Source organism: Arthrobacter sp. Soil736 (assembly GCF_001428005.1).
Classification (GTDB): Bacteria; Actinomycetota; Actinomycetes; order Actinomycetales; family Micrococcaceae; genus Arthrobacter.
In genome coordinates this window covers 1-25604 of sequence record NZ_LMSB01000014.1, presented here as the reverse complement: position 1 = coordinate 25604, position 25604 = coordinate 1, and the positions used below count along the sequence as shown (strand labels likewise).

Genomic DNA, 25604 nt, shown 5'->3' with positions numbered 1-25604 from the left:
AGGGCTTCAGGCTCCAGGCTTCAGGCTCCCGGCATGGCCGGAAGTGCCTCTTCGTACAGCCACGGGTGCAGCAGGGATTCCGAGTCCAGGCCGGTCACACGGTCGGCCGTCAGGATGAATTCGGCGGTGGATACGGAGCCATGGGTCCTGGTCCGGGTCCATTCCTGGAGCAGCGCGAAGAAAGCCATGTCCCCGCAGGCCAGGCGGAGCGCGTGAAGCGCCAGCGCACCGCGCTTGTAGACCCTGTCATCGAACATGAGCTCAGGGCCAGGGTCTCCCACGAGCAGGTCCTGGAGGCTGGAGCGAAGTCGCCGCCAGGCGGCGGCGGCCCGGTCCTGCACGGTCATGATGCCGGCCTCCTCCGACCAGATCCATTCCGCATAGCAGGCAAATCCCTCGTGCAGCCAGATGTCGCTCCAGGTGCTGGCCGTCAGGGAGTTCCCGAACCACTGGTGGGACAATTCGTGCGCGATGAGGCGCTGGGACTCCCAATCGGAGCGGAGATGGTTGCGGCCCAGGATGGACAGCGACTGCGCCTCGAGGGGAATTTCCAGTTCGTCCTCCGTCACCACCACCGTGTACTCCTGAAACGGATAGGGGCCAAAGCAACTGACGAAGGTGCGCATCATGTCCGCCTGGCGCGTCAGCCCGGCCAGCGCAGAATGCGTGAGCGTTGCCGGGACGGCGGCGAACTGGGCCACCCCGCCGGACGCCGGCAAGGTCAGGAGCTCGTACCGGCCGATTTGAACCGTGGCCAGGTACGTGGCCATGGGCTCGGTCTGTTCATAGACCCAGGTCTGCCGGCTCGACCTGGTGGTGTGTTCCACGAGCAGGCCGTTGCACACCGCCCGGTACCCGGCGTCGGTGGTGACGGAAATGCGGTAGCTTGCCTTGTTCCGCGGGTGGTCGTTGCAGGGGAACCACGACGGCGCGCCGTTGGGCTGGCCCGCGACCAGCACGCCGTCGGTCAGTTCCTCCCAGCCCACTTCGCCCCAGAGGCCCTTGCGGGGCGCCGGATTTCCTTCATAGCGGATGTCAAGGGTGAATTCCGCTCCCGGGTCCAGGTCCTGCTCACAGTGCACCACGAGCTGCTCCGCCCGCTGGGTGAACCTGCGCACCCGCGAGCCGTTCAACTGGATTTTCAGGGCCCGGAGGCCGGTCATGTCGAGGACGACGGCGGACGTCCGGCGGCCGGCGACGGCGTGCAGCACCGCGCGGCCGTTCAGGCGGTTGCTGGCGAGTTTGTAGTCAAGGTCCAGTTCGTAGCGCACCACGCGGTATGCATCCGTCCCGTGCCCCGGAACGTAGGGGTCGCTGGTGCCGGCGGCGCCGGGCAGGACAGCCGCCGGACCGGGGGATTCTGCGGGACTCATAAAGCGCGTGCCTCACTCAAGCTGTCGTTGGCCAGTCCGGGCATGCCCGGACTGGCCATTATTTCAGGCGGGGTGCCGGAACGGACGGCCCCGTCCAGGGGCTCACCGGGTTGCCCATCCAGTAGGTCCCTGCCGGAACGGTCTCACCCCGCATCACCAGGGACGCCGGACCCACCGTGGCGCCCTTGCCCATCCGCGCCTGCGGCAGGATGACGCCGTGCGGGCCCATCGTTGCCCCGTCCTCGAGCGTAACAGTGTCAATGCTCATGATGCGGTCGTGGAAGAGGTGGGTCTGGACCACGCACCCGCGGTTCACTGTCGAGCTGGCGCCGAGCGTCACCAGATCGGCCTCCGGCAGCCAATAGCTTTCACACCACGCGCCGCGGCCGATGCTGGCGCCGAGGGCGCGCAGCCACCACACGAGGGCCGGGGTTCCGCTGGCAGACCTGGCGAACCAGGGCGCACTGACCATTTCAATGAAGGTGTCCACCACTTCATTGCGCCAGATGAACGAGCTCCACAACGGGTGCTCGCCGGTCTTGATCCTGCCCACCAGCAGCCATTTGGCCGCCACGGCGCTTCCGGCAGCCACGCCGCCGGCGAGCAGGATAACCAGCCCGCCGAGCGCGGCCGCGGCACCGTAGTTGAACATGGCTGCCAGCCAATCAAACATGACCATGACCCCCAGGGCCAGGGCAACGGTCAGCATCACCGGCACGAAGCGGCACAGCTCCCAGAGGGTCCTGGCCACCTTGAGCCCGAGCGGCGGCTGGAACGTCCGGGTGTCATCGGACGCCACCGCTGTCCGCCGCAGCCTGACCGGGGGGCTGCCGAGCCACGAGGTGCCGGACTTCGCCTTGCTGGGCGTTGCGGACAGTACCGCAACCAGGGAATTCTTCGGAACATTGCGTCCGGCCGCGGTCATTCCCGAGTTGCCCAGGAAGGAACGCTTACCGATCTTGGCCGGGGCGATCCGCATCCAGCCGCCGCCCAGTTCGTAGGATGCCACCATCGTGTCATCGGCCAGGAAGGCGCCCTCGCCCACCGTGGTCATCTTCGGCAGCAGGAGGACGGTGGAGGCCTCGACGTTCTTGCCGATCCTGGCCCCCAGCAGCCTCAGCCAGACCGGAGTGAAGAGGCTGGCGTAGATCGGGAACAGCAGGTCGCGTGCCAGGTCCAGGACGCGCTCGGTGGCCCACACCTGCCAGCCGATGCGGCTCCGGACGCGGTAGTAGCCCTCTTGTAGGCCCACGCCCAGCAGGCGCGTGGTGCCTAGAATCAGCAGGGCGTTGAGCAGGAACCAGGTGAGGGAAGCCAGCGGCAGCGACGCCAGCAGCTGCGGCCACGCGCTCACCAGGGATTCGCTTCCCCTGATGAACAGGAAGACCACCAGGGCAGCCGACACCGCTGACGCGTAGGGAATCATGGCAAGGACCGCGGAGGCGGCAGCGAAGGCTGCGAACCAGAGCCTGCCGATGAGCGAGCTGACCGGCTGGACGGACGGCCAGTCCTGTTTGGCCTTGCCTCGCCGTTCGGCGGGGGAGCCGGCCACAACCTGCCCGGCCTTGACCTTGCCCAGGACTGCCGAGCCCGGTTCCACCTGGGCGCCGGCGCCGATGCCCGCCCCCGGCATCAGCGTGCTGCGGGCGCCGACGGTGGCTTCGGCCCCCACGTGCACGCGGCCGATGTGCACAATGTCGCCGTCGATCCACCACCCGGACAGGTCCACCTCGGGCTCGATGTTGCTGCCGCTGCCCAGGGTGAGGAACCCGGTGACGGGAGGCAGCGAGTGCAGGTGGACGTTGTTGCCGATCTTGGCCCCCAACGCCCTTGCGTAGTAGGGAACCCACGGAGCGCTGGCCAGGCTGATGGCGCTTGCGAGATCCTGGATCTGCTCGGCCAGCCAGAGCCGCAGGTGCACCCTGCCGGAACGCGGATAGGTCCCGGGGACTAGGCCACGGAGCAGCACCCGCGCCGCGGCCACCGAGATGGCCATTCGGCCAGGCGGGCTCACAAAGACCAGCCAGGACACCGCAATCCACGACCAGGACAGCGTGGGAGCGGCGGCAAAGCCTGCGAACGCGGCGAGCAGGTTGTTGGCAGCCATCAGGTAGGTGAGCCAGCGCATGCCCACGAGGATGTGCAGCGGGATGCCCATGAGGGTCTGGAAGACCTGGGATTTGAGGGCAGTGGGCCGCACCGGCCGGTCCGGTGCCGGGCCCGCGGCGGCGCCTTCGGGCAGGGACTGCCGGGCGGTGTCAATCAGGGCGCCGACGCGCGGGGTGGCGTAGATGTCCGCGACCGTGATGGTGGGGTAGCGCACACGGAGGGCGGAGACGAGCTGGGCTGCCGCCAGCGAGCCGCCGCCGTGGGCGAAGAAGTCTGCGTCGAGGCTTGCCACGTTGCTGCCAAGGACCGCCCTCCACTGGTCAACAATCCATTGGGCGTCGTCCGGCAGGTTCAAGGGGGCGGCCGCGGCGTCCGCGGCTCCGGCCCCTTCGAGCGGCCACGGGAGGGCGTGCCTGTCCACTTTTCCGCTGGTCTTCGTGGGCAGGCTTTCGACGACGGTCAGCATCGGGATGAGCGGTGCAGGCAGCGTGGCGAGAAGCTGCTCCCTTGCGGCCGCCAGGTCCAGTTCGGCGTCCCCTGCCGCCGCCAGGTATCCCACGAGGACCTGGTTGCCGGCCGCAGTGGTGCGGACCGCGGCGGCGGCGCCCGCCACACCCGGAAGGGACTGCAGGGCGGCATCGATCTCGCCGAGTTCGATCCGGCGGCCGCCGAGCTTGACCTGTTCGTCGGCACGTCCCATGAAAATCAGGCCGGCCTGTTCGTAGCGGACGAGGTCGCCGGAACGGTAGGCGCGGCGCCAGCCCAGCGAGGGCATGGGGGCGTACTTCTCCGCGTCCTTCAGCGGGTCGAGGTAGCGGGCCAGGCCGACGCCTCCGATGATGAGTTCACCGATTTCCCCTTCGGCCACGGGAACGTCGCCGGAATCAACCACCGCGAGGTCCCAGCCGTCGAGGGGCAGGCCGATCCTGACCGGCCCGCCACCGCCCAGGGGCGCGGCACAGGCAACGACAGTCGCCTCGGTGGGGCCGTACGTGTTCCAGACCTCACGGCCCTCCACGGCAAGGCGTTCGGCGAGTTCCGGCGGGCAGGCTTCGCCGCCGAAAATCAGCAGCCGGACACTCTCAAGGGACTCGGCCGGCCACAAGGCCGCGAGCGTGGGGACGGTAGAGACAACGGTGATGCCGTGGCTGATGAGCCACGGCCCGAGGTCCATGCCCGTGCGGACCAGGGCGCGGGGAGCAGGCACGAGGCACGCGCCGTGGCGCCAGGCCAGCCACATCTCTTCACATGACGCATCGAAGGCCACGGACAGGCCGGCGAGCACCCGGTCCTGCGGCCCCACGGGTTCATCCTGCAGGAAGATCCTGGCCTCGGCGTCCACGAAGGCCGCCGCGGACCGGTGCGGCACGGCCACTCCCTTGGGCGTCCCCGTGGAACCGGACGTGAAGATGACCCACGCGTCGTCGTCGGGATGTGCGGTGCGTGGCCCGGGAAAGGGCCGCGGACGCTTCTTGTCGGTGACGATGTCTCCGCGGGCGCGCAGGATCCCCGCCACCCCGGCCTCACCGAACACCAGCTTGGCGCGCTCGTCGGGATCGTCCGCGTCGACCGGGACATAGGCCGCACCGATCAGGAGGATGGCCAGGATGGAGATGTAGAGCTCGTTCGTGCCGGAAGGGATCCTGACGCCAATCCTGTCGCCCGCGCCGAGGCCGGCCAGGTGGAGACGGCGGCCGGCAGCCCGCACCTCGGCCATGAGCTGCGCGTAGCTCAGGGACCGGTGGCCGTCGTCCAGGGCGGACGCGTCCGGAAAACGGGCTGCGCTGTCGGCCAGGATCTCCAGCAGCGTCCGCTGCGGCGGCGCCGCGGCAGCACCCGGCAATTGGGGTGCGTGCACGACGGCGGGCGTCGCTTCGCCCGTCAGGGCGCCGACGGTGCCGGTGGTCTGCGGTAGCTGCTCATTCACAGGTGGAATTCTTTCCCGGCAAGATGAACGGAAGGTGTCGCGGTTTGCCCGGCGTTAACCAGGCGCCGGCACAGGGTCTGCCCGCTTAGGGAACCAGCAGCACTTTGCCGGTGGTGCGGCGGCCCTCGAGGTCCTCATGGGCCTGCCGGGCCTCGGCCAGCGGATACGTGCCGCCGATCCGGACGTTGAGTTCCCCGTTGGCTGCGGCCGCGAAGATCTCTCCGGCGCGCCAGTGCCGCTCCTGCTCATTGAGCAGGAAATGCGCGAGCGACGGCCGTGTCAGCGTCAGCGACCCGCCCGCATTGAGCCGCTGAGGCTCAAAAGCGGGGACGGGGCCGGAGGCGGCGCCGAACAGCACCAGGGAACCCCTGGTGCGCAGGCAGGACAGTGAACCGTCGAACGTGTCCCTTCCGACGCCGTCGTACACCACGTGAACGCCGGCACCGTCCGTCAGCTCCCGGACGTGGTGTGGGAAGCCGTGGTAGCGCAGCACATGGTCCGCGCCGGCTTCCCGGGCGAGCGCTTCCTTCCCATCAGTGGAAACGGTGGTGATGACGCGTGCCCCCTTGGCTTTGAGCAGCTGGATCAGCAGGAGGCCGACTCCGCCGGCGCCGGCATGCGTCAGGACCGTGTGGCCGGGTTCCACGCGGAAGGAGGAGTTGATGAGGTAGTGGGCAGTCATGCCCTGCAGCGGCAGTGCCGCCGCGGTGAGATCGTCGAGCCCGTCCGGCACGGGAAGGGCCTTGCCGGCATCCAGGACGGTATAGCCGGCGTAGCAGCGCGAACCTTCAGCCGTGGCCACCCTGTCTCCGACGGCGACCGTGGTGACACCCTCGCCGATTTCTTCGACCGTGCCCGAGGCTTCGCAGCCGGGAGTGAACGGAAACGGCACTTTGTACGTGCCGTTCCGCTGGTACGTGTCAATGAAGTTGACGCCGGCTGCCGCGACCTTGACAAGGAGCTGGCCCGGACCCGGAACCGGGCGTTCCACCTCCGCGAAATCCAGGACTTCCGGTCCGCCCGGCTGCGGGGCAACGATGGCGTGCGTCATTGAAACTCTCCTTCTCCGGCCCGGGACCTCCGGCACCTGATCCTCACCTCATCCTAGGGACCGGGGCGCTGAAGGGCGAAGTCGGACCTGTGCCGGTCAGAAGCGTGGCTCAGTAACGCCGGGCGACAGTGGCCATGGGGCATTCGAAGCGGCGGCCGGCGGCAAGGCCCACCTCGTTGAGGTAGCGGACGATGATGCCGTAGGACGCCGTCAGCGTCGTCTCGGTGAAGGGAATGCCGTGGGTGTCGCAGTACTGCCGCACGATCGCCGTCGCCTTGTGCAGCTGCGGGCGGGCCATGTCGGGGAAGAGGTGGTGCTCCACCTGGCGGTTGAGGCCGCCGAGCAGGATGTCCATGAACCGGCCGCCGGAGATGTTCCGGGAGGTGAGGACCTGCCGGCTAAGGAAATCGACGCGGCTGTCCGCCGGAAGGACCGGCATGCCCTTGTGGTTCGGCGCAAACGAGGCGCCCATGTAGAAGCCGAAAACAGCAAGCTGCACGCCGATGAAGGCGAAGGCCATGCCGATCGGAAGGAAGGTGAAGGCGAGGACCGGAAGAACACTGAGCCTGGCCAGGAGGATGGGGAGTTCAACCCAGCGGTGCGTGACCTTGGCGCGGCGGAAGATAAAGCGGACCGAATCAATCTGCAGGCCCAGGCCCACGAGGAACAGCAGCGGGAAGAAGAACCAGCCCTGGTTGCGCGTGAGGAAGGAGAGGCGGCCTTGGCGGCCGGCGGCGGCTTCGGTGTGGAACGCCAGGGCGCCCGTGGCGATGTCCGGGTCCTTGGAGATGACGTTCGGGTGGTTGTGGTGCGCCCCGTGCTTCTGCTCCCACCAGGAGTAACTGATGCCGGCCACGGAGGTGGCGATCAGCCGCGCCGACCAGTCGTTGGCCTGCCGGGAGGCAAAGATCTGGCGGTGCCCCGCTTCATGGGCCAGGAAGCTCAGCTGCGTGCAGATGATCCCCAGTGCCGCGGCGATGAGGAGCTGGAACCAGCTCTGCCCGATCAGCGCGAAGCCAAACCAGGTGGCCGTCATCAGAACCACCAGGCTCGAGAAAACGGTGATGTAGAAGCCCTGGCGCCGTTCCAGCAACCCTGCGGCGCGGACCGATTTCAGCAGCTCCGAATAGCTTTGGGTCACGGGGTTGGACTGGATGATCCTGGATTGCCGCACCCGGGATTGCGGGCGCTCAGAAGTGATGGTGGGCGTCATGTACGGCTTGCCTCGTAACTGTTACGGGCAACGCTGCAGCCGACATTCGGCCCGCGCGGTCTGGACTACCCTCTGTCAAGCATACGCCGGGAGCGCTTGTCCAAATATTTCGGGAGGTGCCGGAGGCGGATAGTGGGGTGATTCCGGGCGCACCAACGCGCTGCATAAATATCGGGACCTATGCATACTCTTGCTGTATAGTCGTTCCCATGACTATTTCTGTTGCCGTTTCCGGCGCTAGCGGTTATGCCGGCGGCGAAGTGCTCCGCCTCCTGGCCGGTCATCCGGATGTCACCATCGGTGCCATCACCGCGCACAGCAACGCCGGTTCCAGACTAGGCGAACTGCAGCCCCATCTCCATGGCCTGGCAAGCAGGATTCTTGAAGACACCACGGTGGACAACCTGTCCGGGCACGACGTCGTGTTCCTGGCGCTCCCGCACGGCGCCTCGGCGGAAATAGCCGCGCAGCTGCCTGAGGGCACCGTGGTGATCGACGCCGGAGCGGACCACCGCCTGGAAGACGCCGCAGCGTGGGAGAAGTTCTACGGCTCCGCGCACGCCGGCACCTGGCCGTACGGGCTGCCGGAGCTCCCCGGCCAGCGCGAGAAACTCAAGGGCGCCACGAGGATCGCCGTGCCCGGCTGCTATCCGACGTCGGCGCTGCTGGCGCTCACGCCCGGTTTCGCCGCAGGGCTGCTACAGGCGGAGGACGTCGTCATCGTCGCCGCTTCGGGCACGTCCGGGGCCGGGAAGGCCGCCAAGGTGAACCTGATCGGCGCCGAGGTCATGGGGTCCATGAGTCCTTACGGCGTGGGCGGCGGCCACCGCCATACGCCCGAAATCGAGCAGGGGCTCGGCAACGCCGCAGGGGAGCCCGTGACGGTGTCCTTCACGCCAACGCTGGCCCCCATGAGCCGCGGCATCCTCACCACCGCCACGGCCCGGGTCAAGCCCGGGGTGACGGCTGAACGACTGCGCAGCGCCTGGGCCGAGGCCTACGACGACGAACCGTTCGTGCATCTGCTGCCGGAAGGCCAGTGGCCCTCCACGAAGGCAGTCCAGGGATCCAACAACGCCGCCATGCAGTTGGCCTTCGACGACCACGCGGGACGCGTCATCGTCACGTGCGCCATCGACAACCTCACCAAGGGGACCGCAGGCGGCGCCGTGCAGTCCATGAATATTGCCCTCGGCCTGGCGGAGACCGCCGGCCTCAACCTGCAGGGAGTTGCCCCGTGACCGTTACAGCCCCGAAGGGATTTCGCGCCGCAGGCGTCACTGCCGGCCTCAAGGCCTCCGGAAACCCGGACCTCGCCCTTGTGGTCAACGACGGCCCGTCGAAGGCAGCCGCAGCCGTCTTCACGTCCAACCGCGTGGCCGCCGCCCCCGTCCACTGGTCCCGCCAGGTGGTGTCGGACGGCCGCGTGGACGCCGTCATCCTGAACTCCGGCGGAGCCAACGCCTGCACCGGACCGCAGGGCTTCCAGAACACCCACACCACGGCGGAGAAAACAGCCGAAGCCCTCGGCATTTCAGCCACCGACGTCTTGGTCTGTTCCACCGGGCTGATCGGCGAGCAGCTGCCCATGGACAAGATCGTCCCGGGAATCGACGCCGCCGCTGCCGTCCTCAGCGCGGACGGCGGAGCGGACGCCGCGACGGCCATCATGACCACGGACACGGTCCCGAAGCAGGCAGTCTTCACCGGCGTTGACGCCGAAGGCAATGAATTCACCATCGGCGGCATCGCCAAGGGCGCCGGCATGCTCGCGCCCGGCCTGGCCACCATGCTGGTGGTCCTCACCACCGACGCCGACGTCCAGCCGGAAATGCTCGACGTCGTCCTCCGCGACGCCACGCGCGTCACCTTCGACCGGGCTGACTCCGACGGCTGCATGTCCACCAATGACACCGTGGTCCTGATGGCCTCCGGTGCCTCCGGTGCAGTGCCGTCCGCCGAGGCATTTGGCGAGGGCCTTACCAGCGTGTGCGCCGAGCTGGCCCGCAAGCTGATCGGCGACGCCGAAGGCGCGAGCCACGACATCGCCATCCGCACGTTCAACGCGGCCAGCGAACGCGACGCCGAAATCGTCAGCCGTGCCGTGGCCCGGTCCAACCTCTTCAAGGCGGCCATTTTCGGCAAGGACCCGAACTGGGGACGCGTCCTGTCCGCGGTCGGAACAACGGACGCCGCCTTCGAACCCGACGAGCTGAACGTCTCCATGAACGGCATCCAGATCTGCCAGAACGGCAGCATCGGCCAGGACCGCAAGCTCGTGGACCTCGAACCGAGGGAAGTGCTTGTGGAGATCGACCTGCAGGCCGGCGGCGCGGAAGCCACCATCTGGACCAACGATCTCACCCACGAGTACGTCCACGAGAACAGCGCCTACTCAAGCTAGATCCACCAGCCACCCCTGGAGAACAGCAGCATGAACACCCAGACCCGCGAGACCACGTCCATGAGCGATGCCCAGGGCAAGGCAGGCACGCTGATCGAGGCCCTGCCGTGGATCCAGCGCTTCGCCGGAACCACCATGGTGATCAAGTACGGCGGCAACGCCATGGTTAACGATGAACTCCGCCGCGCCTTCGCCGAAGATGTCGTGTTCCTCCACCACGTGGGGATCCACCCCGTGGTGGTCCACGGGGGCGGCCCGCAGATCAACGCCATGCTGAGCCGGCTGGGCATCGAGTCCGAGTTCAAGGGTGGCCTGCGCGTCACCACCCCCGAGGCGATGGATGTGGTGCGCATGGTCCTGACCGGCCAGGTGGGCCGCGAGCTCGTGGGCCTGATCAACTCGCACGGTCCGTACGCCGTCGGCATGTCCGGTGAGGACGGCGGCCTGCTGCGCGCGGTCCGCACCGGCACGGTCGTTGACGGCGAAGAGGTGGACCTGGGCCTCGTCGGCGAGGTTGTGGGCGTGAACCCGGAGGGAATCGTCGACATCCTGGCCGCAGGGCGGATTCCGGTGATCTCCACCGTGGCCCCGGAGATTTTCGACGACGGCACGGGCGACGGCGGAGGGCAGCGGGTCCAGACCACCGGGCAGGTCCTCAACGTCAATGCGGACACTGCTGCTGCCGCGCTGGCCGAAGCGCTCGGCGCCTCCAAACTGGTGATCCTGACCGACGTCGAAGGCCTGTACGCGAACTGGCCGGACCGGTCGTCGCTGATTTCGTCGCTGACTGCCTCCGAGCTCCGGGAGCTTCTGCCCTCGCTCGAATCCGGCATGATCCCCAAGATGGAGGCCTGCCTCAAGGCAGTCGACGGCGGGGTGGAGCGAGCGCACATCGTGGACGGGCGGCTCGCCCACTCCATGCTGCTTGAAACATTTACGACGGCGGGGATCGGCACGCAAGTGGTCCCGGACGAGGAGACGAACGCATGAGCAACTTTGAACAATCCGCCCTCGTTGAGCAATCACCGGTGGTTGAGCTGGTCGAAACCAAGGGCCACTCCAGCGGCGCCGAATGGCTGGCCCGCTACTCGTCGTCGCTCATGGGCGTCTTCGGCACGCCGCAGCGCGTCCTGGTCCGCGGAGCCGGCTGCCTGGTATGGGACGCCGACGGGAAGGAATACCTGGACCTGCTCGGCGGTATCGCCGTGAACGCCCTGGGCCACGCCCACCCGTTCGTGACCTCGGTGATCGCCAGCCAGCTGGCCACGCTGGGGCACGTTTCGAACTTTTTCACGAGTCCCACGCAGATCGCCCTTGCCGAGAAACTGCTGGCATTGAGCAAGGCGCCGGCGGGCTCGAAGGTCTTCTTCACGAACTCCGGCACCGAAGCCAACGAGGCCGCCTTCAAACTGGCCCGCCGGAATTCCGGCGGCTCCGACGGCAAGCCCAGGACCAGGATCATCGCGCTGGAGGGCGCCTTCCACGGCCGGACCATGGGGGCCCTGGCCCTCACGGCGAAGGAAGCCTACCGGGCGCCCTTCGAACCGATGCCCGGCGGTGTGGTGCACATTCCGTTCGGCGACATTGAGGCCCTCCGCAACGCCCTGGACGACACCGTCGCCGCCGTCTTCCTGGAACCCATCCAGGGGGAAGCCGGCGTCCGGCCCCTTCCGGCCGGCTACCTGCAGGCGGCCCGCGAGCTCACGTCGCAGGCCGGTGCCCTGCTGATCCTGGACGAAGTGCAGACGGGCATCGGCCGGACCGGAAAATGGCTGGCCAGCGAAGACGCCGGGATTGTTCCCGACGCCGTCACCCTGGCCAAGGGCCTCGGCGGAGGCTTTCCCATCGGAGCCCTGGTCACGTTCGGCGAGAAGGCATCGTCCCTCCTGACAGCCGGACAGCACGGCACCACCTTCGGCGGAAACCCCGTGGCCACGGCCGCGGCCCTCGCCACGCTGCACGCCGTCGAAAGCCAGCACGTGCTGGACAACGTCCGGGCGGTGGGGGAGCACCTCCGCGCCGCCCTGGCCGACGTCGACGGTGTCACGGAGGTCCGCGGGGAGGGACTCCTGATCGGCTTCGACCTGGACGCCGAGGTTGCCCCGGCCGCCGTGACGGCCGCGCTCGACGCCGGCTTCATCATCAACAGCCCCGGGCCGCGGACCATCCGCCTGGCCCCGCCGCTGATCCTCACGGAAGATCAGGCCGACCGTTTTCTGGCCGCCCTTCCGGCCATCCTGCAAACCGCAAAGGAAGCACAGTGACTGCAGCAGTGACTCCCACACCCATGACCCGGCACTTCCTCAAGGACACCGACCTCAGCCCTGCCGAGCAGGCCGAAGTCCTCGAGCTGGCGGTCCGCATGAAGGCGGCGCCGTACAGTGTCCAGCCCTTTGCCGCGGACGGCAGCGGCCGCAAGACCGTGGCCGTGATCTTCGACAAGACCTCCACCCGGACCCGGGTTTCCTTCGCCACCGGCGTGGCGGACATGGGCGGCAACGCCCTGATCATCAACCCCGGCGAGGCACAGATCGGCCACAAGGAATCCGTGGAGGACACCGCCAAGGTGCTGGAGCGCATGGTCTCCACCATCGTGTGGCGGACGGGCGCGCACTCGGGCCTGGTCGCGATGGCGGAAAACTCCCGGGTTCCCGTGATCAACGCCCTCTGCGATGACTACCACCCCTGCCAGCTGTTGGCGGACCTGCTGGCCGTCAAGGAGCACAAGGGCGAACTCAAGGGGCTCACCATGGCCTACCTGGGGGATGCCGCCAACAACATGGCCAACTCCTACCTGCTGGCCGGTGTCACCGCCGGAATGCACGTCCGGATCGCCGGCCCCGAAGGCTACCTGCCGGCGGCCGGCATCGTGGCCGCCGCCCAGGAACGCGCCGCCGAAACCGGCGGCTCCGTCCTCATCACCACGGACGCCGCGGAAGCGCTCAAGGGCGCTGACGTCGTGGCCACCGACACGTGGGTGTCCATGGGCCAGGAGGCGGAAAAAGAAGCCCGGCTGCAGCTGTTCCGCGAGTACTCCGTCGACGAGGCCGCCATGGCGCAGGCGGCGGAAGACGCCGTCGTGCTTCACTGCCTTCCCGCCTACCGGGGCTACGAGATTTCGGCGGGCGTCATTGACGGCCCGCAGTCCATCGTCTGGGACGAGGCCGAAAACCGCCTGCACGCGCAGAAGGCACTGATGGCCTGGCTCATGCACCGGTCCGGACTGGCAGTTGTTGACGGGCTGGCGCCTGTCGATGGGCTGGCGCCGGGGGCAGGGCAGGCCTAGTTGTCCCTCCAGCCCCCGTCGCCGGGCGCGAGCCCGGCCACCAAGACAGCCCGCCAGGCGCGGATCATCGCGATCCTGACGGGCGAGTCGGTGCGCTCCCAGGCGGAGCTTGCCGCGCTGCTGGCCGACGACGGCGTGCAGGTCACCCAGGCCACGCTGTCCCGGGACCTTGTGGAGCTCGGTGCCGTGCGCGTGCGCGGCAAGGAGGGCGTCCTGGTTTATGCCGTCCCCGGCGAGGGCGGCGAGCGGGCTGCCAAGAGCGGGGTCAGCCAGGAAATCCTCGATGCGCGGCTGGCCAGGCTGTGCGGGGAACTGCTGGTGACGGCCGAGGCATCCGCGAACATCGCAGTGCTGCGGACGCCTCCCGGGGCCGCGAATTTCCTCGCCCTCGCGATCGACCATTCCGTGATGCCGTCCATCCTGGGCACCATAGCGGGGGACGACACCGTGCTGCTGGTTGCCCGGGATCCGCTGGGCGGACCCGAGCTCGCGGCGCGGTTCCTGCAGCTCGCCGAGGAAGCCGGCACCAGCCAGTAGCCGGCCGGTTGCCAGCCGCGTGTGGCGGTGTGAAAGGCTTTCACCGGGCGGCTTTTTCATCGAATTTATTCAGACAAGCATGATCAACAAAACAACTAAGGAGCATTTCAAGTGACTGAGCGTATTGTTCTGGCCTACTCCGGTGGCCTGGATACTTCCGTAGCCATCGGCTGGATCGGTGAAGCCACCGGCGCCGAGGTCATCGCCGTGGCCGTCGACGTCGGGCAGGGCGGCGAATCGCTAGAGACCATCCGCCAGCGCGCGCTGGGCTGTGGCGCCGTGGAGGCGTACGTGGCCGATGCGAGCGACGAATTCGCCAACGAATACTGCGTGCCCACGCTGAAGGCCAACGCCCTCTACCAGGGCCACTACCCGCTGGTGTCCGCCATCTCCCGCCCCGTCATCGTCAAGCACCTGGTCAAGGCGGCCCGTGAATTCGGCGCCACCACCGTGGCCCACGGCTGCACGGGCAAGGGCAACGACCAGGTCCGCTTTGAAGTGGGCATCCAGACCCTCGGCCCGGACCTGAAGTGCATCGCCCCGGTCCGCGACCTCGCCCTGACCCGAGACAAGGCCATCGCCTTCGCCGAGGACAAGGGACTGCCGATCGAGACCACCAAGAAGAACCCGTACTCCATCGACCAGAACGTCTGGGGCCGCGCCGTCGAAACCGGCTACCTCGAGGACATCTGGAACGCCCCCACTAAGGACATCTACGACTACACCGCGGCCCCGGAATTCCCGCCGGCGCCGGACGAGGTCACCATCTCCTTCGAAGCCGGTGTTCCGGTAGCGATCGACGGCGTCAAGGTCACCCCACTGCAGGCCATCAAGGAACTCAACCGCCGCGCGGGTGCCCAGGGCGTGGGCCGGATCGACGTCGTCGAGGACCGCCTCGTGGGCATCAAGTCCCGCGAAATCTACGAAGCTCCGGGCGCCATGGCGCTGATCACCGCGCACAAGCACCTCGAGGACATCACCATTGAGCGCGAACAGGCCCGCTTCAAGGCCACTGTCGGCCAGCGCTGGGCCGAGCTGGTGTACGACGGCCAGTGGTTCTCCCCGCTCAAGCGCTCCCTGGATGCGTTCATCGACGACACCCAGAAGTATGTCTCCGGCGACATCCGCATGGTGCTGCACGGCGGCCAGGCGATCGTCAACGGACGCCGTTCCGAGACCTCGTTGTACGACTTCGACCTCGCCACCTACGACACCGGCGACACCTTCGACCAGTCGATGGCCCGCGGCTTCATTGAACTGTGGGGCATGTCCGCCAAGGTTGCCTCCGGCCGCGACATCCGCGTCGCAGGAAAGTAGTCCCTGTGGCTGAGCCTGTCGACACCCGGAAATCGGAAGCAACCAACACGGGGGCATTGTGGGGCGGCCGGTTCGCCGGCGGCCCCGCGGACGCCCTCGCGGCGCTCAGCAAGTCCACGCACTTCGACTGGCGGCTGGCCCGCTACGACATCGCCGGATCCAAGGCGCACGCCCGCGTGCTGCACAAGGCCGGGCTGCTGGACGACGCCGAACTCGAAGGCATGCTCGCTGCCCTGGCCCAGCTCGATGACGACGTGGCCTCCGGCGCCTACCTGCCGGCGGAGTCCGATGAGGACGTGCACGGTTCGCTGGAACGCGGGCTGATCGAGCGCGCAGGAACCCAGCTCGGCGGCAAGCTCCGGGCCGGGCGGTCGCGCAACGACCAGGTGGCCACCCTGGGCCGCATGTTCCTGCGCGACCATGCCCGGATCATCGCACGCGGCGTCCTGGCAACCATTCAGGCGCTGGTGGACCAGGCCAAGGCCCACCAGGGAGTGGCCATGCCCGGCCGCACCCACCTGCAGCACGCGCAGCCTGTCCTGCTCAGCCATCACCTGCTGGCCCACGCCTGGGCGCTGCTGCGCGATGTGCAGCGGTTCCAGGACTGGGACAAGCGCGCAGGGGTTTCGCCCTACGGTTCGGGTGCCCTTGCGGGCTCCTCGCTTGGCCTGGACCCGGAAGCCGTGGCAGCGGACCTGGGCTTCTTCTCGGCGACGCACAACTCGATTGACGGCACCGCCTCCCGCGACGTCTTCGCCGAGTTCGCGTGGGTCACGGCCATGATCGGCGTGGACCTGTCCCGGGTGTCGGAAGAGGTCATCCTGTGGGCCACCAAGGAGTTCTCCTTCGTGACCCTGCACGATTCCTATTCCACCGGCTCCTCGATCATGCCGCAGAAGAAGAATCCGGACGTGGCCGAACTGGCGCGCGGCAAGGCCGGCCGGCTCATCGGCAACCTCACCGGGCTGCTGGCCACCCTGAAGGGACTGCCGCTCGCGTACAACCGCGACCTGCAGGAGGACAAGGAACCGGTGTTCGACGCCGCCGACACGCTGGAAGTTCTGCTCCCGGCCGTGTCCGGCATGATCGCCACCCTGAAGTTCAACACCGAACGGATGGAGTCGCTGGCACCCCAGGGCTTCGCGCTGGCCACGGACATTGCTGAGTGGCTGGTCCGCCAGGGCGTCCCGTTCCGCGAGGCGCACGAGCTCTCCGGTGCCGCGGTGAAGCAGGCCGAAAGCCGCGACGTCGAACTCTGGGACCTGACGGACGCCGAGTACGCGGCCATCTCGGAACACCTCACGCCCGAGGTCCGCACCGTCCTGAGCACGGAAGGCTCGCTCAACAGCCGGAACTCGCAGGGCGGGACCGCGCCGGCCGCCGTCGAACGCCAGCTTGCCGCGCTGGAAAGCGAGCTCGCCGGCGTCCGCGAGTACGCAGGCTAGTAGCAGCACGCTCTCTCACTTGTTGCAGCTTTTTGGCCGACCCTCCTGCACCACCTGCCGGAGGGTCGGCGGATTTTCTGCGAAAAGTGAGAGAGCGTTGTGCGTTTACCGCCGAAGACTCCCCACTATCATGGCGCCATGAGCGATGCCTTCCGCCAGTGGCTCCGCGAAGCCCTGGCCGCGGGCGTGCCGCAACCCCATGCGTGCAGCCTTGCCACCGCCGACTCCGACGGCCAGCCGTCCTCCAGAATGCTGATCCTCAAGAACATCGACGTCGACGGCTGGCACATCGCCACGTCCAGGGCCTCGCGCCAGGGCAGGGAGCTCGCCGCCAACCCGAAGGCGGCGCTGAACTTCTACTGGCCCTGGCAGGCCCGGCACGACCGCCGGCACATCAGGCACTTCTACGGCCCCGGCCGGGTGCGGGACCTGCGTTAAGGCTCATTAACTGTCCGCTACGATTGCCGTATGACCGCAATCACACCTGACACGGTACTCACCGAACTTCACGAAGCGGCCGACGCCGTTGCCTCCCTCGCCGCAAAGCTCACTGAGGAAGACGTCCCGGCGCCCTCCCTGCTGGCGGGCTGGACCCGCGGACATGTGCTCGCGCACATCACCGGCATCTCGAACGCCATGGCCCGGCAGCTTGAATTCGCCGCCCGCGGTGAAACGGTGGAGCTGTACGACGGCGGCTACGAAGGCCGCACGAATGCGATCGAAGCAGCTGCCGGCCATGGCATCGACGAACACCGCCGCGACCTCGCCGCAGCGCTCGAACGGGCCCTGCGTGCGTTCGACTCGCTGGAACCGGGCGGCTGGCAGGTTCCCATCTCCTACCGCGGGGGAGTGGTGCTCGACGGCGGCCTGGCCCTGTGGCGCGAGCTCGTGATCCATGCGTCCGACCTCGGCACCGGGCGCAGGCCTGAAACCTGGAGCAGGCAGTTCTGCGAACACCTCTTCGATTTCCTGTCGGCCCGTGTGCCGGAAGGACAGAAGTTCGTGCTCCAGCCCCTCGGCCTGCCGCCCGTGGCAATCGGTGCCGGCGGGCGCTCCACGGTCATCAGCGGAATGGTCACCGACATCGCTGCCTGGCTCGCCGGCCGCGAACCTTCACTCGGCAGCCTGCGCGCCTCCGCGGCGGCCGACGGCGTGGAGCTCCCGGAGTTGCTGCCGTGGCCGTCGGGAGTTCCGGCGTCAAAGTAGGGACCCGGCGGGGCACCTGGCCTAGCGAGCCTGTGCTGTGAGCGATTCCGCCGTGGGTGATTCGGCCGTGAGAGATTCCGCTGCGAGCGATTCCTTTTCGCGGGCCAGCAGGCTTTCCTTGACCCGGAGCCCCCACCGGAAGCCGCCGAGGGTGCCGTCCGTTCGGACCACCCGGTGGCACGGCACGAAAAGGGCCGCGGCATTGAAGGCGCACGCGCTGGCGGCCGCACGCACCGCTTTCGCGTTGCCGGAGAGTTCCGCGTACTCGGTGTAGGTCACGGGGGCTCCCGGGTTGACGGTACGCAGCATGTCCCAGGCGTGGGAACGGAACGGTCCTGATTTCTGCAGCACGGGCACGCTCATTGCCGGTGCCGGATCGCCGGCGTAGAAAGCTTCCACCGCCGCGGAAATGGGGCCGAGATCGTCAACGGCGTCGTAGGCCTCAGGAAGAAGCTCCGGATGGATCTGGCCGGTGAGTTTGCCGGCGTCCGCGGTCCAGCCCGAGGCAAGCACCACACCGTCCCGGGCAATGATGGTGAACGGGCCGTCCGGTGTGGCCATCGTGAGTAACTGGGCTTTCATGTCATCGCCTTCGTTGTCTGTGCTGTCTTGGCAGTGGTCTTGGGGGCGGCCGCTGCGGCGCGCCAGAGGTGCATGGTGGCATAGGACCGCCACGGGCTGACCTCGCTGAAACCGGATGTCGGGTCCCTGCTGTCTGCGCGGGCACCCTGTCCGCCGGAGCCCTCCCCGCCGGACAGAGCGCGGATTCCGTTGTGCACGGCGGCGTCGTTGGCCAGGAACACGTCCGGGGCGCCGATCACCCGCATCGCGACATATCCCACCGTCCAGGGTCCTACGCCAGCCACGGGCAGGAGTTTTGCGCGGAGCCCGCGGAGGTCATCCCCGTACCCCAGCTCCAGGTCTCCGGTGGCAAGGGCCTGGGCCGTTGCCACGAGTGATTCTATTCTGCGCCGCGGTCCGCGCAGCAGTTCGCCGCCCGCCTCGGCGATCTGCGCCGGCGTGGGGAACAGCCGGTCGAGCCCGTCGCCGGCCGCCATGCTGGGGCTGCCGGCGGCGGATAGCTGAGTGAGTGCTGTCCGTGCCGCGGCCACCGTGATCTGCTGGCCGATCATGGCGCGGATCAGGAGTTCCTGCGGGTCCAGGGCGCCGGGCATGCGGATGCCGGGAGCGGAAGCCACCGCCGCCGCGAGCCGGGAATCCGCGCCCAGCGCACCGTCGATGGCCACCGGATCGGCGTCGAGGTCGAAAAGCCGCCGGACCCGGCTTAGCAGCGACGGTAGATCCCGCAGGTCCACCGCGCCGATGGTGAGAACCAGCGGCCGGCCCGGAGCGCCGGCGTCGTAATCCACCCGAAAGCGGGCGTCGCCGTGCGGGAGCCTGAGCGAGCGAGCGTAGGAAACCGGCGTTCCTGCCTCGATCCCCGGGATGGCACGGAGTGCCAGGAAACTGAAGATGCCCGGATCGAAAGGTTCGCGGTAGGGAAGATTCAGGGTGAGTGCTGTGCTGGCTGCCGGTGTCGGGTGGTGGCGGGCGGTGCCGCGCAGGGCGGTCGGCGTCATGTCGAACACCTCGCCCACGGTCTCGTTGAACTGGCGTACGCTGCTGAAGCCGGCGGCAAAGGCGATGTCCGCCAGCTTCATGGTTGTGGACACCAGCAGCGTGCGGGCGGTCTGCGCCCTGCTGGCCCGGGCGAGGGACAGGGGACCGGCGCCGAGTTCATGGGTGAGGATCCGGTTCAGCTGCCGGGATGAATATCCCAGGCGCGCGGCCAGGCCTTCCACGCCGTCGCGGTTGATGACGCCGTCGTTGATGAGCCGCATGGCGCGGCCGGCAATATCGGAGCGGATGTTCCAGGCAGGTGTTCCCGGAACTGCTTCGGGCAGGCAGCGCTTGCAGGCGCGGTAGCCGGCGTCGTGGGCCGCAGCCGAGGTTTCGTAGAAGGTGACGTTCTCGGCTTTCGGCGTCCTGGCCGGGCACGACGGCCTGCAATAGATGCCCGTGGTCCGCACCGCCGTGTAAAACTGCCCGTCGAAACGGGTGTCCCGCGCATCGATTGCGCGGTAGCGCTGCCAAAAGTCCATGAACCCATCCTGCCAGCCGGCACGAGGCAGGGCTAGCGGAAATCGGACATGGGCGTGGAGGGTCTGACGGGCCGCCGGACTGGCCCTCTTTTGCGGCGGCGGCGCGGCCGCCCGGGGTGCCGTTCCGCCGGCGGGGGCTCAAAACCGGGCCAGTCCGGCACTCAAGCCCCGTCCGCTGGGGCGTTCGATAGAGTCGTGGCATGACCGTCAACAGCAGTCCGTCGGTGCCGGAGGACCATGTGCGGGAAGTGCTGTCCGGCGATGCGCGGGAGATCGCTCCGCTGCTTTTGGGCGCAATCCTTACGCACGACACCCCCGACGGGCCGGTCTCCGTGCGGATCACCGAGGTGGAGGCGTACATGGGGCCCGGTGACTCCCTGCACCCGGACCCCGGTTCCCATACGTTCCGCGGCCCCACACGCCGGAACGCCCCGATGTACGGCCCGGCCGGACACCTTTACGTCTACTTCACGTATGGGATGCACTACTGCGCCAACATCGTCTGTGGACCGGCCGGACACGCCTCCGCCGTCCTGCTGCGCGCCGGCGAGGTGGTGGCGGGCCGGGAGGCGGCGATGGTGAGGCGGCCGACGTCGAAATCGGCCAGGGACCTGGCCAGCGGCCCGGCCCGGCTCGCCCTTGCCCTCGGGCTGACGACGGCGGACAGCGGACGCGACGCGTTGAGCGCTCCCTTCGGGCTGCAGCTTCCCGCGGTTCCCGCCGCGGATGTCAGCTCCGGACCCAGGGTCGGCGTCTCCGGGGACGGCGGATCACACGACTACCCCTGGCGGTTTTGGCTGACCGGCGACCCCACCGTCTCCCGCTACAAGGCGGCCAAGATCCGTTCGGCGCAGTAAGTTTGTCCGGCCAACCAACGTAGGCTTGACGGGTGAACCAGCGCGAACAAACCCCCGCCCCCAAATCCGTCCCCGTGGACGAGCTGATCAGCAGCCTGTGCGCCACCGTGCCGGACTATCCGAAGCCGGGGATCATGTTCAAGGACCTGACCCCGGTATTCGCCGACGGCGGGGCTCTGCGGGCAATCGTGGACGCGCTGGTCGAACCCTTCAAGGGACAGTTCGACGCCGTGGCCGGAGTCGAGGCCCGTGGTTTCCTGCTCGCCGCCGCGGCAGCGTACGCCACGGGAAAAGGGGTAATTACCGTGCGGAAGGCAGGCAAGCTGCCCCGCCGGGTGTTCTCGGAGGACTACGCCCTGGAATACGGCACTTCCACGCTCGAGCTGCACACCACTGACCTGGCCGCAGGCAGCCGCGTGCTGATCCTGGACGACGTCCTCGCCACGGGCGGCACGCTCGGCGCGGCGGCACGGCTGTTCGAGCGCTGCGGCGTCCACGTCTCCGGGGTGGGCGTGGTCATGGAACTCGGGGAACTGCGCGGTCGGTCGGCCCTCGCCGGGCACCGCGTGCGCTCCCTGCTCCGGCTTTAGCGTCCGCCATGATTCCGCCGGCCTCGCCCGCCGGCAGCCACGGCCAGCCACCGCCGCCATGTTTTCCAAAATGGTTGTAGAATGGACGGTCTGTCTTTTGCGATAGGGGAACGTCTAGATGCACGATGCCGAATTGGCCCACGAACGGGACTATGTTGCCGGTTTGTATGCACGGCTTGATGAATTGCGCGAGGAAAAGCGCGCCCAGCTGGCTCAGGTTCGCCGTGCCGGTGCCGTGGGCACCATGCAGAACGTTTCCGAGCGCGACGCCTTCGCGGCCCTCTACGAGGACCGCCTGGCACAGCTCGACGCCGTCGACGACCGCCTGGTCTTCGGACGGCTTGACCTCGACTCCGGCGAGGCGCAGTACATCGGCCGTATCGGACTGACCACCGAGGACCTGGTCCGGCTCATGGTGGACTGGCGCGCGCCCGAGGCCGGGCACTTCTACCAGGCCACGGCGTTCGACCGCCAGGGCGTGCGCCGGCGGCGGCACCTGATCCTCCAGGGCCGCGAGGTCAAGGCCATCGAGGACGACGTCCTCGATGCCGACATGCTGGCCGACTCGGATTCCCTGCAGGGAGAGGGCGCGCTGCTGGCTGCCCTGAACTCCAAGCGCACGGGCCGGATGTCGGACATCGTCGGCACCATCCAGTCCGAGCAGGACCGCATCATCCGGTCCTCGATCTCCGGGGCCCTCGTGGTCCAGGGCGGGCCGGGCACCGGAAAAACCGCCGTCGCCCTCCACCGCGCCGCCTATCTGCTGTATACCCACCGGGACCGGCTCAAGACCGCCGGCGTCCTGCTGGTGGGGCCGTCGTCGTCGTTCATGAAGTACATCGAGCGGGTGCTCCCGTCGCTGGGCGAAACAGGCGTGGTGATGGCCAGCCTTGGCAGGCTGATGCCGGGCATCAATGCCGTGCCTGAGCCCGAGGCGGACATTGCTGCCATCAAGGGGCGGCTGGACATGGCCGATGTCATCGCCAATGCCGTGGGCAACCGGCAGCGCATCCCCGCCGAGAACCGCACTCTGGAAGTTGACGGGCGCAAGCTTGTCCTCACTCCGCGCCAGGTCCGCCGCGCCCGGGAACGTGCCCGCTCCACCGGAAAGCCCCACAACGAGGCCCGCGTGACGTTCGTCAAGATCCTCCTGCGGGAACTGACGGAACAGATGACGGAACTGGTGGAAGCCGGCAGCATCGGCAACAACGCCGACCGCTCCTACCTCGCCGAGGACGTCCGGAGCGCACGGGACGTGCGTGTCGCGCTGAACCTCTGCTGGATGCCCATGACGCCGGAAAAGCTGGTCAGCGAACTGTTGAGCAAGCCCGCCATCCTGGAAGCCTGCACGCCCAAGCTCACCGCACGGGAGCGCGAGCTGCTGCTGCGCGCCCCGGACGCCCCGTGGACCGAGTCAGACGTTCCCCTGCTCGACGAGGCAGCAGAGCTCCTCGGCGAGCTCGATGCCGCCGCAGGCCGCGGACTCGCCCAGCAGGAGCACGACCGCGCCCGCGACCTGGCCAATGCCCGGCAGACGCTGGTCAACATGGAGACCGCCGGCGTCGATGTCCTGATGTCCGCCGAGGAACTCGTTGAGCAGAACCAGGAGCGCGAGACCCGGCTGACGGCAGCGGAGCGCGCCACCAGCGACCGCACGTGGGCGTTCGGCCACATCGTGGTCGACGAAGCGCAGGAGCTGTCACCCATGCAGTGGCGCCTCCTGGTCCGCCGCTGCCCGCTGAAATCCTTCACCATCGTGGGGGACATCGCCCAGACCAGCTCCGTGGCAGGCGCAAATTCGTGGCAGGGCGCCCTTGCGCCGCTGTTCGGCGACCGCTGGCAGCTTGAGGAACTGACTGTCAACTACCGTACGCCGTCGCAGGTGGCCGAGGCCGCTGCGCGCATGGCCAACGCAGCAGGCCTGGTCGTGTCCGCGCCCAAGGCGGTCCGGGAGGGCCGCTGGTCGCCCATCATCGACCGGGTGGAGCCGGGCAGCCTGGTGAGCCGGCTCGTGGAGGTGCTTCCGGAGGAGCTGGACGCGATCGACGGCGGCCTGCTCGCGGTGATTGCCGACGGCGACCTTCTCGGCGAGGCCACCGCCGCGCTGCGCGCTGTATACGGCCGCCGGATCGGCACAGGTGCAGGCAGCTACGAACAGGACGTCGTGGTGATCAGCCCCCGGGAAGCCAAGGGACTGGAATTCGACGGCGTTGTGGTCCTGGAACCGTCCGTGATGCTGAACCACGAACACGGCCGGGTGGGGGACCTCTACGTGGCCATGACCCGGCCGACGCAGCGGCTCCGGCTGATCGCGGGCGCGGGCATTCCGTCGGGCATCGAACGCTGAGATTGTTCGGAGCGGTTCCGGGCGCCCGTGGCCGGCTTTGATGACGGGCGCCTGGTGCGCTGACGTGAGGGCCGCCTCGAGCCGCCGATCCTGCTAACTTAGAAGGCGTGTCACACCTAAACGACCTCGAATCCCAGCACAACGACCCCAGCTTCGCCAATGTATGGCAGGAGCTCAAATGGCGCGGGCTTGTCCACGTGTCCACCGATGAGGTGGAACTGGAGAAACTCCTCGCGGGGGACCCGGTCACGTATTACTGCGGATTCGATCCCACGGCCCCGAGCCTTCACCTGGGGAACCTGGTCCAGCTCCTCCTCATGAGGCGCCTTCAGCTGGCAGGCCACAAGCCCCTTGGCCTCGTGGGCGGCTCCACGGGTCTGATCGGTGACCCGCGGCCGACGGCGGAGCGCACCCTGAACACGAAGGACACAGTTTCCGAGTGGGTGGGCTACCTGCAGGCCCAGGTGCGGCGGTTCCTCAGCTTTGACGGCGCCAACGCGGCCCGCATGGTGAACAACCTTGACTGGACCGCGCCGCTGAGTGCCATCGACTTCCTGCGCGAGATCGGCAAGCACTTCCGCGTGAGCACAATGCTGCGCAAAGACGCCGTGGCGTCGCGCCTCAGCTCCGACGAGGGCATCAGCTACACGGAGTTCAGCTACCAGATCCTGCAGGGGATGGACTACCTGCAGCTCTACCGCGACTACGGCTGCGTGCTGCAGACCGGCGGTTCCGATCAGTGGGGAAACCTGACGAGCGGCACGGAACTCATCCGCAAGGTGGAGGGCAAGACCGTCCACGCGCTCGGCACCCCGCTCATCACCAACGCCGACGGGACCAAGTTCGGCAAGAGCGAAGGCAATGCCATCTGGCTGGATCCTGCCATGTGCAGCCCCTACGCCTTCTACCAGTTCTGGCTGAACACCGCCGATGCCGACGTTGTTGACCGACTCAAGGTCTTCACCTTCCTGAGCCGCGCCGAGATCGAGGCCATTGCGGTGTCCGTTGCCGAACGTCCCTTCGCACGAGAGGGCCAGCGCAAGCTTGCATACGAGGTGACCTCCCTGGTGCACGGCGTCGAAGCCACTGAAAAGGTCATCGCGGCGTCGGCTGCAGTGTTCGGCAATGGGGACCTGACTGCGCTGGATGAGCAGACTCTCGCCGCGGCGACATCCGAGCTTCCGTCGGCCGCGGTGGACGGGGCCGGCCTCGGGATCATTGATCTGCTGGTTGCGTCAGGGTTGTCGGAGAGCAAGTCGGCCGCGCGCAGGATCGTTGGCGAAGGCGGAGCGTACGTCAACAATGCCAAGGTGTCCGACCCTGATGCTGTGATACCCCGGTCCGAACTGCTGCACGGCAAATACCTGCTGTTGCGCAGGGGCAAAAAGAACCTGGCCACCGTGCAGGTAACCGGCAACTAGCACCACGATCTCCTCATTGCACGATTCTCCGCAGCCGATTTGCACGGCCGCGGGGGAGCGTGTAATGTCTTCTGAGTCGCCGCCGCTGAGTGGTGACAAACCCCCTTCACTGASAAGCAATTCTTCATGTGCAAAGCACTGAATGAAGAAAAGCTTCCAATGGTGCTGGGCGGATTCGTTTCACGGAAGTGAATAACGGGAAAACAAACCGGATTTGCAAAGTGAAAATGAATGAAATAAGCTATAAACATCGCAGCGAAGAAATGCGAAACAAAAGAAATTAGCGAATTGAATCGCGAATTGTTTCGAGAAGTATTCGAATGTGTCTGTTGTTTGAGAACTCAATAGTGTGCCAAGTTTGTTGATACCGGTTTATTTTATATGAATTGGTTGATTGTGCCGGACTCGTCCACCCCGTG

20 protein-coding genes are annotated in these 25604 nt (G+C 67.7%); 14 read left to right on the top strand and 6 right to left on the bottom strand.

The annotated features are described in order from the left end of the window. Positions 1–20: 20 nt before the first annotated feature. The 4 genes from ASG92_RS10730 to ASG92_RS10715 form a co-directional block, all read right to left on the bottom strand. Positions 21–1373, bottom strand: coding sequence for a M1 family metallopeptidase (locus ASG92_RS10730; protein ID WP_056627780.1), 1353 nt, complete (start codon positions 1371–1373; stop codon positions 21–23). A 58-nt stretch (positions 1374–1431) separates the two neighbouring features. After that, complete coding sequence (locus ASG92_RS10725) at positions 1432–5367, bottom strand: Pls/PosA family non-ribosomal peptide synthetase (protein WP_056627880.1); 3936 nt, start codon at positions 5365–5367, stop codon at positions 1432–1434. Positions 5368–5494: 127 nt separating this feature from the next. Further along, complete coding sequence (locus tag ASG92_RS10720; RefSeq protein ID WP_056627777.1) at positions 5495–6460, bottom strand: quinone oxidoreductase; 966 nt, start codon at positions 6458–6460, stop codon at positions 5495–5497. A 109-nt stretch (positions 6461–6569) separates the two neighbouring features. After that, the gene (locus ASG92_RS10715; protein ID WP_056627775.1) at positions 6570–7673 is read right to left on the bottom strand and encodes an acyl-CoA desaturase; all 1104 of its coding nucleotides are present in this window, start codon (positions 7671–7673) and stop codon (positions 6570–6572) included. Between the two features lie 209 nt (positions 7674–7882). Between ASG92_RS10715 and argC the strand changes: the two genes are divergently transcribed. The 10 genes from argC (at position 7883) to ASG92_RS10665 (ending at position 17868) form a co-directional block, all read left to right on the top strand. After that, complete coding sequence (gene argC, locus ASG92_RS10710) at positions 7883–8914, top strand: N-acetyl-gamma-glutamyl-phosphate reductase (protein WP_056627772.1); 1032 nt, start codon at positions 7883–7885, stop codon at positions 8912–8914. Beyond that, on the top strand, positions 8911–10077 hold the full coding sequence (gene argJ / locus ASG92_RS10705; RefSeq protein WP_056627769.1) for a bifunctional glutamate N-acetyltransferase/amino-acid acetyltransferase ArgJ: 1167 nt from the start codon (positions 8911–8913) through the stop codon (positions 10075–10077). The genes argC and argJ overlap by 4 nt, the downstream gene beginning before the upstream one ends. 30 nt (positions 10078–10107) lie before the next feature. Next, on the top strand, positions 10108–11067 hold the full coding sequence (gene argB / locus ASG92_RS10700; protein ID WP_056627767.1) for an acetylglutamate kinase: 960 nt from the start codon (positions 10108–10110) through the stop codon (positions 11065–11067). Beyond that, entirely contained in the window at positions 11064–12341 is a 1278-nt protein-coding gene (locus ASG92_RS10695) for an acetylornithine transaminase (RefSeq protein WP_056627765.1), read from the top strand. The genes argB and ASG92_RS10695 overlap by 4 nt, the downstream gene beginning before the upstream one ends. 23 nt (positions 12342–12364) lie before the next feature. Beyond that, positions 12365–13363 (top strand): ornithine carbamoyltransferase, encoded by a 999-nt coding sequence (gene argF, locus ASG92_RS10690; RefSeq protein WP_056627762.1) that lies wholly within the window; start codon positions 12365–12367, stop codon positions 13361–13363. Then, positions 13364–13900, top strand: coding sequence for an arginine repressor (locus ASG92_RS10685; RefSeq protein ID WP_056627760.1), 537 nt, complete (start codon positions 13364–13366; stop codon positions 13898–13900). A gap of 111 nt (positions 13901–14011) precedes the next feature. After that, the gene (locus ASG92_RS10680) at positions 14012–15217 is read left to right on the top strand and encodes an argininosuccinate synthase (RefSeq protein WP_056627757.1); all 1206 of its coding nucleotides are present in this window, start codon (positions 14012–14014) and stop codon (positions 15215–15217) included. 5 nt (positions 15218–15222) lie between these two features. Further along, a complete protein-coding gene (gene argH / locus ASG92_RS10675) occupies positions 15223–16662 on the top strand; it encodes an argininosuccinate lyase (protein WP_056627755.1) in 1440 nt (479 codons plus the stop codon). A gap of 138 nt (positions 16663–16800) precedes the next feature. Continuing rightward, positions 16801–17100: a pyridoxamine 5'-phosphate oxidase family protein gene (locus ASG92_RS10670; protein ID WP_082579441.1), complete on the top strand. Its 300-nt coding sequence runs from the start codon at positions 16801–16803 to the stop codon at positions 17098–17100. Positions 17101–17130: 30 nt separating this feature from the next. After that, positions 17131–17868 (top strand): maleylpyruvate isomerase family mycothiol-dependent enzyme, encoded by a 738-nt coding sequence (locus ASG92_RS10665; RefSeq protein ID WP_056627753.1) that lies wholly within the window; start codon positions 17131–17133, stop codon positions 17866–17868. A 21-nt stretch (positions 17869–17889) separates the two neighbouring features. Here the strand turns inward: ASG92_RS10665 and ASG92_RS10660 are convergent, their stop codons facing one another. Beyond that, positions 17890–18450 carry a methylated-DNA--[protein]-cysteine S-methyltransferase gene (locus tag ASG92_RS10660; protein ID WP_056627750.1) on the bottom strand — a complete coding sequence of 187 codons (561 nt, stop codon included), beginning with the start codon at positions 18448–18450 and terminating at the stop codon, positions 17890–17892. After that, positions 18447–19970, bottom strand: coding sequence for an AlkA N-terminal domain-containing protein (locus tag ASG92_RS10655; protein ID WP_056627747.1), 1524 nt, complete (start codon positions 19968–19970; stop codon positions 18447–18449). The genes ASG92_RS10660 and ASG92_RS10655 overlap by 4 nt, the downstream gene beginning before the upstream one ends. Positions 19971–20170: 200 nt before the next feature. Between ASG92_RS10655 and ASG92_RS10650 the strand changes: the two genes are divergently transcribed. From ASG92_RS10650 to tyrS, 4 genes are all read left to right on the top strand, one after another. Then, positions 20171–20827 (top strand): DNA-3-methyladenine glycosylase, encoded by a 657-nt coding sequence (locus ASG92_RS10650; protein ID WP_056627745.1) that lies wholly within the window; start codon positions 20171–20173, stop codon positions 20825–20827. Positions 20828–20859: 32 nt separating this feature from the next. After that, positions 20860–21417 carry an adenine phosphoribosyltransferase gene (locus ASG92_RS10645; protein ID WP_056627742.1) on the top strand — a complete coding sequence of 186 codons (558 nt, stop codon included), beginning with the start codon at positions 20860–20862 and terminating at the stop codon, positions 21415–21417. Between the two features lie 118 nt (positions 21418–21535). Next, on the top strand, positions 21536–23764 hold the full coding sequence (locus tag ASG92_RS10640) for an AAA family ATPase (RefSeq protein WP_056627739.1): 2229 nt from the start codon (positions 21536–21538) through the stop codon (positions 23762–23764). A 107-nt stretch (positions 23765–23871) separates the two neighbouring features. Further along, positions 23872–25185, top strand: a complete 1314-nt coding sequence (tyrS, locus tag ASG92_RS10635; protein ID WP_056627736.1) for a tyrosine--tRNA ligase — start codon at positions 23872–23874, stop codon at positions 25183–25185. The last annotated feature ends 419 nt before the right edge of the window (positions 25186–25604 follow it).